This is a genomic window from Acinetobacter lwoffii, from assembly GCF_019343495.1.
Taxonomy (GTDB): domain Bacteria; phylum Pseudomonadota; class Gammaproteobacteria; order Pseudomonadales; family Moraxellaceae; genus Acinetobacter; species Acinetobacter lwoffii_P.
The window spans coordinates 96,463-108,848 of sequence record NZ_CP072551.1 but is presented as its reverse complement, the minus strand read 5'-3'; the positions used below and the strand labels follow the sequence as shown (position 1 = coordinate 108,848).

General features: G+C 39.2%; 11 protein-coding genes and 4 pseudogenes. 7 read left to right on the top strand and 8 right to left on the bottom strand.

The annotated features are described in order from the left end of the window. Window positions 1-56: 56 nt before the first annotated feature. A pseudogene (locus tag J7649_RS17015) lies at window positions 57-128 on the top strand (alpha/beta hydrolase-fold protein); the annotation flags it as partial. 333 nt (window positions 129-461) lie between these two features. Next, window positions 462-764 (top strand): putative quinol monooxygenase, encoded by a 303-nt coding sequence (locus J7649_RS16050; protein ID WP_000920558.1) that lies wholly within the window; start codon window positions 462-464, stop codon window positions 762-764. A gap of 85 nt (window positions 765-849) precedes the next feature. Here the strand turns inward: J7649_RS16050 and J7649_RS17010 are convergent. Next, window positions 850-1,179 (bottom strand): annotated as a pseudogene (locus J7649_RS17010) (IS3 family transposase); the annotation flags it as partial. Between the two features lie 184 nt (window positions 1,180-1,363). Between J7649_RS17010 and J7649_RS16045 the strand changes: the two are divergent. The 3 genes from J7649_RS16045 (at window position 1,364) to J7649_RS16035 (ending at window position 4,606) form a co-directional block, all read left to right on the top strand. Beyond that, on the top strand, window positions 1,364-2,521 hold the full coding sequence (locus J7649_RS16045) for an iron-containing alcohol dehydrogenase (protein WP_004733178.1): 1,158 nt from the start codon (window positions 1,364-1,366) through the stop codon (window positions 2,519-2,521). Between the two features lie 75 nt (window positions 2,522-2,596). Further along, window positions 2,597-3,274 carry a type 1 glutamine amidotransferase domain-containing protein gene (locus tag J7649_RS16040; protein WP_058952256.1) on the top strand — a complete coding sequence of 226 codons (678 nt, stop codon included), beginning with the start codon at window positions 2,597-2,599 and terminating at the stop codon, window positions 3,272-3,274. Window positions 3,275-3,478: 204 nt separating this feature from the next. After that, window positions 3,479-4,606, top strand: coding sequence for an alkene reductase (locus J7649_RS16035; protein WP_219310205.1), 1,128 nt, complete (start codon window positions 3,479-3,481; stop codon window positions 4,604-4,606). 83 nt (window positions 4,607-4,689) lie between these two features. Here J7649_RS16035 and J7649_RS16030 read toward each other — a convergent pair whose 3' ends face one another. Both J7649_RS16030 and J7649_RS16025 read right to left on the bottom strand, forming a co-directional pair. After that, window positions 4,690-4,920 (bottom strand): hypothetical protein, encoded by a 231-nt coding sequence (locus J7649_RS16030; RefSeq protein WP_001087973.1) that lies wholly within the window; start codon window positions 4,918-4,920, stop codon window positions 4,690-4,692. Between the two features lie 106 nt (window positions 4,921-5,026). Next, window positions 5,027-5,635, bottom strand: coding sequence for a TetR/AcrR family transcriptional regulator (locus J7649_RS16025; protein ID WP_004733176.1), 609 nt, complete (start codon window positions 5,633-5,635; stop codon window positions 5,027-5,029). Window positions 5,636-5,778: 143 nt separating this feature from the next. Here J7649_RS16025 and J7649_RS16020 point away from each other — a divergent pair, with 143 nt between their 5' ends. Both J7649_RS16020 and J7649_RS16015 read left to right on the top strand, forming a co-directional pair. Next, entirely contained in the window at window positions 5,779-6,798 is a 1,020-nt protein-coding gene (locus J7649_RS16020) for an NADP-dependent oxidoreductase (protein WP_219310203.1), read from the top strand. Between the two features lie 16 nt (window positions 6,799-6,814). Next, entirely contained in the window at window positions 6,815-7,453 is a 639-nt protein-coding gene (locus tag J7649_RS16015) for a glutathione S-transferase family protein (RefSeq protein ID WP_004281825.1), read from the top strand. 515 nt (window positions 7,454-7,968) lie between these two features. Here the strand turns inward: J7649_RS16015 and J7649_RS17050 are convergent. The 5 genes and pseudogenes from J7649_RS17050 to mqo form a co-directional block, all read right to left on the bottom strand. Further along, a pseudogene (locus J7649_RS17050) lies at window positions 7,969-8,118 on the bottom strand (PPC domain-containing protein); the annotation flags it as partial. After that, window positions 8,115-8,443 (bottom strand): annotated as a pseudogene (locus J7649_RS16010) (transposase); the annotation flags it as partial. The pseudogenes J7649_RS17050 and J7649_RS16010, both read right to left, overlap by 4 nt. A gap of 353 nt (window positions 8,444-8,796) precedes the next feature. Then, window positions 8,797-9,282 (bottom strand): hypothetical protein, encoded by a 486-nt coding sequence (locus J7649_RS16005; RefSeq protein ID WP_035337386.1) that lies wholly within the window; start codon window positions 9,280-9,282, stop codon window positions 8,797-8,799. Window positions 9,283-9,338: 56 nt separating this feature from the next. Beyond that, window positions 9,339-10,613 (bottom strand): MFS transporter, encoded by a 1,275-nt coding sequence (locus tag J7649_RS16000; protein ID WP_100329929.1) that lies wholly within the window; start codon window positions 10,611-10,613, stop codon window positions 9,339-9,341. Between the two features lie 72 nt (window positions 10,614-10,685). Then, complete coding sequence (gene mqo, locus J7649_RS15995) at window positions 10,686-12,320, bottom strand: malate dehydrogenase (quinone) (RefSeq protein WP_048881937.1); 1,635 nt, start codon at window positions 12,318-12,320, stop codon at window positions 10,686-10,688. Window positions 12,321-12,386: the final 66 nt, after the last annotated feature.

Here is a 12,386-nt window from a genome sequence, read left to right as displayed (position 1 = left end):
ATTAAAGTTACGTTATCTTTAGAGGGACGTGCTGTCCATTATTTTGTCTAGGATCACATAGCTATTACTTCATTGCGAGCTTTATAGAGAAACATATAGAGTTCCACAGCAAATTCCTAGCTAAATAACTTTCATAGATATGAGGATGTACAATGTTGTTCTTGAGTGCTTCTTGAGCAATATAATTTCCAGATGAAGAGGTCAGGTTATAAATCTAAGGTAGAGTCAATTGATCCTTATATAACTAAGATTGAATTTAATCATCTCATATCTTAATTTTTTGATTCAAATGTTATTGATATTAACTTGAATAAATTCATAGCATTATGTCGAAATAAAAACCTAAATTTTGGCTCAGCTATGGGATGTTTTTTAACTTTTATACAACAAAACTTTCTGACATGCATACATTAGCAATGACAGAATCAGTTTGAATTCTAATCAATTGTGGAGTTTTAGTCATGCTTAAAACAGCTTTATATGTCCGTCTTGAAGCTAAACCGGGTAAAGAAGACGAAGTGGAAGCTTTCCTTAAAGCCGGTTTACCTATTGTAATGGAAGAACCTGCGACAGTTGCGTGGTTTGGCTTACGTCTTGGACCTACAACATTTGGTATTTTTGATGCATTTCCTGATGAGGCGGGTCGCCAAGCACATTTATCTGGCAAGGTTGCAGCTGCGTTGATGGCTCAGGCCGAAGAGCTATTTTCAGAGCCACCGTCTATTGAAAAAGTAGATGTTTTGGCGAGTAAACTACCAGCTTAAACCGACGCTTAAATGTATAAATGTGCTGCCTGAAATTTTGAATGAAAGGCAGCACTTCAACCCTGTGAGGTTTGTCAGAGGCTTTTTATTCAAGTTGGGCTACTTTATTTAATGGCTTAATCTCATCATTTACATGGGTCAATATCCAAAACAGGGTAAATAAACGAATGCAGCTATGTACATGCTTTATATTGAACCAATCTATCTAATTTACTGTCGCATTTGTACATCTGCTAAACCGTGCCAATCTGCTTTTAAAATATTTAATCATCGTTATTTTGTATGAGTCATTCACTGTTTTAGCCAATGCGTTCACGACCATGTCAGTAGTCATACATGTTGATACCTTCCATACAACAATCGCTCGTGAAAATACATCAATAATAAAAGTGTTATAGAACAAGCCTGAATGTGTTTAACCATCACTAAAGTCGCCAAGCTGAAATAATTTTTATAAAAATAGACGACTGGTCTATTTTTATGTATAGTTAGCACATGGTGCAGTCAAAAGCCGCAGTGTTGTCCAATTTTTTTAAAGTTTATTTGATGAATAACGGTGGTTTTTCAAATCAATTAGTTGATCATCCTAGGATAAAAATATGCTGAATTTTAACTTTTATAATCCGACCCGCATTATTTTTGGTGGCGATACAATAGCTAAAATCAATGACTATGTGCCTACAGAAGCAAAAGTATTAATGTTGTTTGGTGGTGAAAGTGCACGTAAGAATGGTACTTTAGCTGAAGTGCGTGAAGCATTAGGTGCAAGAGAAATTCATGAATTTGGCGGAATTGAGCCGAATCCGAGTTACGAAACCCTCATGAAAGCTGTAGAGCTGATTCGAGAACAAAAGATTGATTTCTTGATGGCTGTCGGTGGTGGATCGGTAATTGATGGTACTAAATTTATTGCAGCAGCAGTCAATTATACAGGGGATACATGGGAGATTTTAGAAACCCATGGTACTAAAATTACTCAAGCTTTGCCTTTTGCGAGTGTACTCACCCTTCCGGCAACTGGTTCAGAAATGAATAGCGGTGGGGTAGTAACCAGAAAATCGACCCAAGCCAAATTGTCATTTAGCAGCCCCTATGTTTTTCCGCAATTTTCCGTACTGGATCCGAATAAAACTTTTAGCTTGCCGACGCGCCAGTTAGCAAATGGCGTGGTTGATGCATTTATTCATGTCATGGAACAGTACTTAACTTACCCTGTGAATGCACAAGTACAAGATCGTTTTGCCGAAGGTCTATTGCAAACTTTGATTGAGATTGGACCGAAAATCTTGGAAGATTCAGCAGATTATGACACGCGTGCGAATTTGATGTGGGCTGCTAGCATGGCACTGAATGGGCTGATTGGAGCTGGTGTACCACAAGATTGGTCAACCCATTTGATTGGGCATGAGCTCACGGCTTTACATGGTATTGATCATGCTCGTACCTTGGCCATTGTGTTGCCGGCCAATCTACAAGTGCGTCGTCAAGAGAAGCGAGAAAAATTACTACAGTATGCAGCTCGAGTCTGGCAGATTGTCGAAGGTGATGAAGAACAACGTATTGATACTGCTATTGCTCGTACTCGAGCCTTCTTTGAGCAACTTGGATTGCCGACTCGTCTTAGCGATTATGGACTGGGGGAGACAGATATTGAGATCATCATTACGCAACTTAAATCACATAATCTTACACAGCTAGGCGAACATAAAAATGTTTCATTAGAGATCAGTCGCCAAATTCTCGAGATGAGCATCTAAGCTAAATGCGCGTATATGGCATGCTCTGACCCTGTAACAATGCTCCTCAATCATGAAAATTATCGGAGAAATAACATGAAAATTTTAATCGTTTTAACCTCACATGATCAACTTGGCAATACTGGTAAGAAAACAGGTTTCTGGCTAGAGGAACTTGCTGCACCGTATTACACCTTTATTGACTCTGGTGCTGAAGTTACGCTGGCGTCGCCTCAAGGTGGGCAGCCACCACTAGATCCGAAAAGTAATTTAGCCGATGCTCAAACTGAAACCACTCATCGTTTTGAAGCAGATCCAACTGCAATGCAAGCATTAACACAGACGCATAAACTTAGCGAAATTTCTGTAGCTGATTATGATGCAGTGTTTTATCCAGGCGGGCATGGCCCATTGTGGGATTTAGCGGAAGATCCGATTTCAATTTCTCTGATTGAACAGGCGATTCAGTCTGGCAAACCTGTTGCAGCAGTGTGTCATGCCCCGGGTGTTCTTCGTCATGTGAAAGCAAGTAATGGAGCGCCTTTAGTCAGAGGTAAATTAGTGACTGGTTTCACCAATACTGAGGAGGCCGCTGTAGGTTTGACTGAAATTGTACCATTTTTAGTCGAAGACATGCTTAAACAAAACGGTGGTCATTATTCTAAAGTGGATGATTGGCAAGTATATGTTCAAGTAGATGGCTTGCTGGTTACTGGACAAAATCCAGCATCTTCTGCTGCAACTGCCTCAGCATTACTTCAATTGTTGAAATAAAGAGTAGCTAGTGTCTGTTGTGGTGCTTAGCAGTGAATAAAACTTCTGACTCTGAGCAACTGGCGCAATAAGCAAAATAACCCTCATTTAATGGTGAAGGGCCTGAGTTAATAGCTTTCCTTCCTTTATTTTTTCTATATACAGGAAGGAAGGGTATTTTTTTAATTTAGATCAATTAAGTCATGATTACTTGGATACAATGAAATGAAAGACAGCAAACTTTTTCAGAACTTAAGCTTAGGCCCTTATGTTTTGCAAAACCGTATTGTATTGCCACCATTAACACGGTCGCGCAGTAGTCAGCCAGGGAATATTCCAAATGAATTAATGGCAACCTATTATCAACAGCGTGCCGGTGCAGGATTTATGGTCACCGAAGGTACGCAAATCGAGCCCCGTGGTCAAGGCTATGCTTGGACGCCCGGTATTTACAGCTCTGAACAGATTGCTGGATGGCGTAAAGTGACGGAAGCAGTGCATGCTAAAGGAGGCATTATTTTTGCACAACTTTGGCATGTTGGGCGTGTTTCACATACATCTTTGCAACCCGATCATGCATCACCAGTCGCGCCCTCGGCTATTAGGGCTGATAGTAATGTTAAAGTCTTTATTGAGACCGGGCCCAATGCAGGGGCCTTGGCTGATCCTTCCATGCCACGTGCTTTAAGCAATGCAGAAGTTAAAGAATTAGTGCAACTCTATGCTCAAGCAGCACGCAATGCCTTGGCTGCTGGTTTTGATGGGGTTGAAATTCATTGTGCAAATGGTTATTTGGTGAATCAATTTATCTCTGCACATAGTAACCACCGTGAAGATGAATATGGTGGATCATTAAACAATCGTTTGCGTTTTTTACGTGAAGTAGTAGAGGCAGTTGCTGAGGTGGTTGGTGCAGATCGTTTAGGAGTGCGTTTTGCCCCGCTATTTGAAAGTACAGAGGAAGATCGTGTTTACATGGGGTTGGTTGAAGATGATCCACATGTGACTTATATTGAAGCCATAAAAATACTTGAAGAAGTTGGGATTGCCTATTTATCAATTGCAGAAGCTGATTGGGATAATGCACCAGAACTTCCTCATGATTTTCGTAGAGATGTCAGAGACACTTTCAGTGGTCGGATTATTTACGCAGGTCGATATACGGCAGAAAGAGGGACTCGAATTTTAGAGGCAGGGCTGGCCGATTTAATTGCATTTGGACGCCCATTTATTGCGAATCCAGATTTACCCGATCGCATCGCCAATGTCTGGCCATTGAATGCAGTAGATGCAAGCAGTATGTATGGTGGGACGGAAAAAGGCTATATTGATTATCCAGCTTACGCAGATTAATATCGACTAAGTAAGTTATTTTGCCAACCTTTGTGGTTGGCAAAATAAGGACTTAGGATTGCTGTTGCCAGCATAAATTCTTCTTAAAACAAATTCTTAAAATTTTTTAGCTGTGTAATGAGCCAACCTGCCAGTGGGAAAGAAATCAGTTGCGTTACTGGCACTAATACTATGACTTCAATCAACACCATCATCGGGAAACTTTGATGCTGTGTAATTGGCTTTAATAAAGTGAGAACCAGTAATAGTGTGGGATATAAGCCTAAATAACCAACTAAAATACGAGTCATGAGGGCTTTAGAAGGAGAATTCATTGTGCGCTATACTCATGGATTGTAAATTGATCTAATAGCAACACAATAATAGGTAATCATTGGACTGCTATCATGAATTATTAATTATGTAGTTGATATTTAATTTTTATGAATCTTCACTTTTTAATAGAAATTTAGTTGCTCTCAGAGCTTGATGTAATGGTGTTTTATCTTTTTGCAACTTACTCAGTAATGCTGCACCTAACCACATTTGGTAAAGTACTTGTGCCAAAGTAGAGGCCTCGGTATCTGCTTGGATAGACTGATCCTGTTTTCCCAAATCAATTAAACCAGCAATACGTTGGATTACATCATCAACGCCAGCGGACATAATCGAGCGCATATCTTCAGATAGATCGGCAACTTCTGCGGCAAGTTTCACAATTAAACAGCTATCCGCCCAACCACACTGTGTTTCAGGATCTTCTATCCATAAATTAAAATACTCAATCAGCTTTTGATAAGGGGATTTATCACAACGCCATACATCATTTAAACGGACTTGGTAATTGTCTACATAATGCTGTACCAATTCACATCCGAAAGCTTCCTTAGATTGGAAATAATGATAAAACGAGCCTTTAGGGATTTCACAGCTCTGTAAAATTTCCTGTAATCCTACGCCAGTAAAACCTTTATGCAAAATCAGGTCTGAACTGGTGTTAAGAATGTGTAAGCGCTTCGCTTCAGACTTTTTAATAGGAGTAGGCTTCATATTAATTATTTACTCTATTGTAAAAAATAGACCAGTCGTATTGTTTTTTATTATAACTCATCTACAATGGATGTAAAGAAATTTTAATCACAGTTTTTGATTGTGAAGAAAAATACTTTTAAATAAAACATGGAGTTATATGTGTGAAAACAGTTATTAATCAACGCATCGTTTTAGCTAAACGGCCAGTGGGTGAGCCAAAACACAGCGATTTTCGTATTGAACAAGTTGAGCTCAATGAACTTAAACAAGGCGAGATATTGTTAAAAACCATTTACTTGTCACTCGATCCTTATATGCGTGGTCGCATGAGCGATGCTCCTTCATATGCAGCACCGGTTGAAATTGGCGAAGTGATGGTCGGTGGAACAGTCAGTCAAGTGGTGGCCTCTAAAAACCCAAAATTCAAAGAAGGCGAGTGGGTTCTTTCCGGAAATGGCTGGCAGGGCTACGCAATTTCTAATGGGTCTGCCTGTCAAAGCTTAGGTATGCAACCTGAACATCCATCTTGGGCATTGGGTATTTTGGGAATGCCAGGATTTACTGCTTATATGGGGTTGTTGGACATTGGTCAGCCTAAAGCCGGTGAAACATTAGTCGTTGCAGCTGCAACGGGACCTGTTGGTGCTACGGTTGGACAAATTGGCAAACTTAAAGGTTGTCGCGTGGTTGGCGTTGCAGGTGGGCCTGAAAAATGCCGTTATGCAGTAAAAGAACTCGGCTTCGATGCTTGTATCAATCATCATGATGAAAATTTTGCAGAACAATTACAACAAGCAGCTCCCAACGGTATTGATATTTATTATGAGAATGTCGGGGGTAAAGTGTTTGATGCGGTATGGCCATTGCTTAACTCTGCGGCACGTGTACCGGTGTGTGGTGTGGTTTCCCAGTATAACGCTACCGAGCAAGCACAAGGGCCAGACCGTTTACCGGGCTTTATTTCCACCCTTTTAAAAAAGCGTATTCGCATGCAAGGCTTTATTATTTTTGATGATTATGGCAGTCAGTATCCGGAATTCTATCAGCAAATGTCTGAATGGTTGAAAGACGGAAAAATCAAATATAAAGAGCATATGGTGCAAGGTTTAGATAACACGATCAATGCTTTCAATGGTATGTTGAAAGGCGAAAACTTTGGCAAAGTGGTTGTAAAAATTTAAAAAAATAGGAATTATCATGATCACACTACATCATTTAGATCAATCACGTTCTTTTCGTATTTTGTGGTTACTTGAAGAAATCAAGCAGCCCTATGAGCTGAAACGCTATTATCGTGACTCAAGCACGCATTTGGCCCCTGACTCTTTAAAAACCATTCACCCTTTAGGGAAATCTCCAGTATTGGAATGGGATGGCAAAGTTATTGCAGAGTCAGGCGCAATCGTTGAGTTATTAATTCAGAAACTTGCGCCGCATTTAGCACCAGATATGGATGAATCTACCTATGTCGATTATCTACAGTGGATTCATTTCTCAGAAAGCTCTGCCATGCTGCCATTTTTGTTAAAAACGTTTAATACGATAGAAACCAAGCAGGGCACGAAGTTGGTATTTCTAGAAAATTATACTCAAGTTGAGTTCGATAAAGTATTTGGCCATTTAAATGAATATTTAAAAGATAAAGAATTTCTAGTGGCAGACCGTTTAACCGGTGCTGACTTCATGATGGGCTTTGGACTACATGCTTTAGTTTATCATATGGGACAAGGTGAAAATTATCCCCATATCCAACGTTACGTAGCAGGTTTAAGCCAACTACCTAGCTGGCAAGCCGCAGTACAAATTGAACAAAATGGTGTGAAAAGTCAAAAATAGCAAGATTGTTTTTTTAAGGCAATTGAGAAAAAGAATCATGATTGACAAGTACATCTGGTTATAAAATAAGCTGACACTTATTTAAAGTAAACGCCTAATGAATTTCATCGGGCGTTCTCTATTTTAAAGATAAGGAATTACCATTATTTAAGATAAGCTTCGCCTATTCTTTCACTGCAAATTCCTATCAAAAGGGCTTGAATATCACGACGGTTACGTTGAAAGATATAATCAACTTTTGAAAGAAAAGTGACAAACGCACAGCAAGATTAAATTATTCCTCGGGGTATTAAACAAGTAATCTATATCATTTTACTAACATAAACACATCTGCGTAAAAATCACGCCCCGCTTAACTGGCAATAGTTTTTGAACCCTTGTATAAAAGCTTAAAAGAATCTAGCAAGTCTTTAGACTTCTTGCGTTAGTCAAAATTTAAACAGCATAAAGCTACATTTAATAAGGTTTTAGCCAATTCAAAAATTAGGTAAAACGATACTTTCGCAAGAGGTCTTTTATTTAATGTTAATACTCATCCAGTATTGAGGTTTTTTATCTTTTCTTGCCTGTGATCTAGGTTGTAATACTCTAATTTCATACTCGCCTGAAGCAGGTAAAATATAAATACCATTATTATCAAGCTCTGGAGAATATTCTCCAAAATTGCAATATCAATATGCTTTTGTCCTCTACAAAGCGTGGTGTACGAATATCACTGATATTCGGGGCTGCTCATCCGCAAAGTTTAATCAGACTTTGCACAAAGCCAGTGACCATACGTAAAGACAGACGGAATAAGGATTTAATCATTAAGCAGCATTGGATGGCTGCGTCGGAGTAGGTTTGATTTCGCCCTTGTTTGCCTTTTGATGGGGCATACCATTGCGTAGCAAGATCAAACCAAATGGCAATATTTCCGCGATGAATGAGTGCTCGGTTATATGCGGACCAATTGGTTGTGCGATAAATTTTATGTGTATGCTTCTTCATTTGAAAAATATATTGCTGAAAAAGCCCTTAAGAACAGCTTTGTGCAACAAAGCCGTTCAAGATTGTTATGATCTTTTTTGACAGAAAACAAATTTTCCCTGATCAAGCAAATAACTTTAAAATTTTCTTAGTGAGCAAGATGGCCAATACTTATTAGAAGAAAAATCTTTTGTTTATGATGCTGAAAATGATCAATTTCTAGAATCGGATATACAGGCATTTTATTCCCTTTTGTCTGCAATTCTAGACTGGCAAGACCCGCCTTTTAAAGGCAGTTTTCCTATGTAATAACATCGATAAATCAGAATTAGGATTGTAAATTTTTCACCCACCGAATTTTTTTGTGCTAGCTGTTATAATGCGCCAAATTGCTGCCAAGTCTCATCATTATGTAAAGAGTCATAATAATTTTGCAGTTCTACTAAATCATAATATTGAATATAAGCTAATAGCAATAGGCCGAGGATCAGTCCAACTTTAAGACAACTAAGTCTATTTGGCTTTCTATATAAATTATCTATTCCAAAAGCAGTTAGAATTAAAGAAGGAACCAATACAATTGTTTTTAAATGGTTTAGAAAGTGAATTCCATGTGTATACAATAACCCAATAATAAGCAAAACTATCCCTAAACTGGTGTAAATACGGTCATGCAGAGAAGTGCGTAACGCGAAATTACATTGAAAAGCTAAAATAAAAGTTGCAAATAAATAAAAACCAGTTCCACCAATAATGAACGTATAAATTGCATTGAATAGGCAATAAGCCAACAACACTGATAGTGCGAAAGAATAGAGTTTGGTATAGAGAATGTGTGAAAAGGTGAAAATCTGTTTCATAATTTGCTCTATTGAAAACTCACATCCTATTAAAAGAGGATTTGAAGCTTAACATACTATTCACTTTTTGCCACTGGGGCATGTTTTTTTAGTGTTGGAGATGGCTTGAATAAATGTCGCGTACGAGTAGAGCTTAGACCACAGATTATTAAACACAGCGTCCCTCCAATAAGTACTGCTGGCACCACAGAAAAATAGCGCGTCATCAGGCTCATGTGTAGGGCACCGAGCTGATTGCCTGAAGTGACTAATATGCCATTTAAAGCCGCTACACGCCCTAATAGTGCTTTTGGGGGGAGTTGCTGTAATAAAGTTTGTCGAATGACCATGCTAATGCTATCAAAGGCACCGATTAAAACAAGGAAGAAGACTGAGAGCCAAACATGGGAGGATAGTGCAAAGGCTAAAATACATAAAGCAATTGCAAAACTACTATAGAGCATATTTCTCCATGCATTTTGCATCGGAGAATAACAGGTCAACATCAACATCATGATACAGGCGCCAATAGCTGGTGCAGCTCTGAGTATACCTAAGCCTTCAACACCAAGATGCAGGATATCGTGTGCAAAAATAGGCAGTAAGATAATGACACTACAAAAAAGCATGACGCTGAGATCCAGCAACATACTCCAAAACATTAGTGGATGTTTAAAAATAAACAAATAGGCTTCTTTCAAACTTTTGCTCAAATGCTGTTTATGTGGGCTAGGGAATTGACGAGGACTTAATCTGAATAAGCAGATGCTACCCACGCAACACAAGAAAAAAACAATAAAGAGGGTCTTTTCAAGCCCAAGTTGGCCGAGTAAAAGTCCTGCGCATAAAGGCGCTAAAATGCCGCCTATTTGCCAAATGAGCGCGGTCCATGTGGCTGCATTGCTATAGGCTGACTCGGGGGTTAGAAAAGGGCGTAATGAATTAAATGATGGGCTGTAAATGCCTCTAAGTATGCCTAAGCAAAAGATGAGGCTATAAATGCCGCATAAAAGTGTATTTTGTTGAATGTGCTGTTGTTGGTACTGAGAAAAAAGAACAATAAATAATAATGGAATTAAAGTGCTACAGCTAAAACTCCACTGCACAATTTTTTGTCGGTTATAGCGATCAGCCCAGTCGCCACTGATCAGGGAGAGGCAAATAAAGGGGAGTAACTCAATTAAGGCAATCATGCCAAGGCTGAGTGGATTTTGAGTGAGTTGATAGATACTATAGGCAATGACGACTTCTTGAATCATGATGGTTAGAATTAAGCACAACTGATTGACACTCAGAAGTGAAAAATCACGTGAACGAAAAGCCAAAAAAGCATCGGAATGGAAAAGCGACATACACAGAATAGTTTCAAATATGAATTAAAAAAGGATGGCGAAAAGTCCATCCTTTTTAGGGTTTAAAGCAGATTACTGTGCTTTTGCTACCGCAATAGTTTCGTCATTTGCAGCTTTAGCCATAGGTGTATATTTCAAACCAAGGGTTGTGCTGGTGTATTGGCGAACTTGGTCAAGAAGCACAGGATTAGTGCTGAGTTCTTGTTGGTACGATTTTACAATTTCATGTAATTTCGGATTCCATTTACCTGCTACTTGCTGAGGGAACGCTTTTTCAAGCAAGCTCAACATAATATAAGGGGAAGTTGAAGCACCAGGAGACGCACCTAATAGGGCTGTCACAGCACCATCTTGTGATGCAAAAATCTCGGTACCAAATTGCAAGCTTGCAGGTTTGCCTGGTTCTTTCTTAATGATTTGAACACGTTGACCACCTTGATTCATGCGCCAGTCTTCTGGTTTTGCATCAGGATAGTATTTTTTTAACTCATTAAAACGGTCTTCATCGGTCATCATGACTTGGCTAACTAAGTATTTCACCAAATCAAGATTTTCCATACCCACAGCGGTCATTGGTAAAACGTTGTTCTTAGTGGTTGATTTCAATAAATCAAGCTGAGAACCTTGTTTTAAGAACTTGTTTGAATAAGTTGCAAATGGACCAAACAACACATATTTTTTACCGTCGATATAACGTGTATCAATATGTGGAACAGACATTGGTGGTGCGCCTAATTCAGCACGACCATAAACTTTTGCAGTATGACCTTCAGTGACTTTTGGGTTGTCGGTCATTAAGAACACGCCACCTACAGGGAAGCCAGCATATTGCTTCGCTTCTGGTAAGCCTGTCATTTGTAAAAGTTTAACCGCTGCACCGCCTGCACCAATGAAGACAAAGCGCGTTTTCACGTGATCTGTTTTCCCTGTAGTGAGGTTTTTAAATGCAACAGTCCACGTTTTATCATCATTTTGGCTAATGCCAGTCACTTCAGTCGATGTTTGTAACTGGAAATTAGATTGTTTTTTAAGGTGATCGACCAATTGAGTGGTGATCGAACCATAGTTCACATCCGAACCTACATCCATGCGTGTTGCAGCTACTTTTTGTGCAGCATCACGGCCATTCATCACCAATGGTGCCCATTGTTTAATTTCGGCAGGATTCTCAGAGAATTTCATGCCATAAAACATTGGGTTTTTAACCATTGCAGCGTAACGTTTTTCGAGGAAATTCACGTTATCGCCCCAAACGAAAGCAATGTGCGGTACAGGGTTGATGAAACTATTTGGTCGTCCCAAGACACCTTCTTTGACTTGATAAGACCAGAACTGTTTTGCAACTTCAAATTGTTCAGCCACTTTTACAGCTTTGGTAATGTCCATTTTCCCATCTTTTTCAGAGGTGTAGTTCATTTCCATAAAGCCAGAGTGACCTGTGCCTGCATTATTGAAGCCGTTAGAGCTTTCTTGTGCAACTTTGTCTAGGCGTTCATACATGCGAATTTGCCAGTTTGGCTCAAGTTCACTAAGATATGTGCCTAGGGTTGCACTCATGATGCCACCACCAACTAAGACTGCGTCAACGACAGGCTCATTGCTGGTGTTTTGAATTTTCTTAGACGCGATAGGTCTAAATAAAAAGATTAGTGCTGCAATAATAAGCAGAACGATGAATACCAATAGGTATTTTAAAAATTTGTTCATGCGATTATGACCATGGAGGGCAGGTTTGGATCGCTTTATAGCGAAGACAAGAATAACAATTATGGT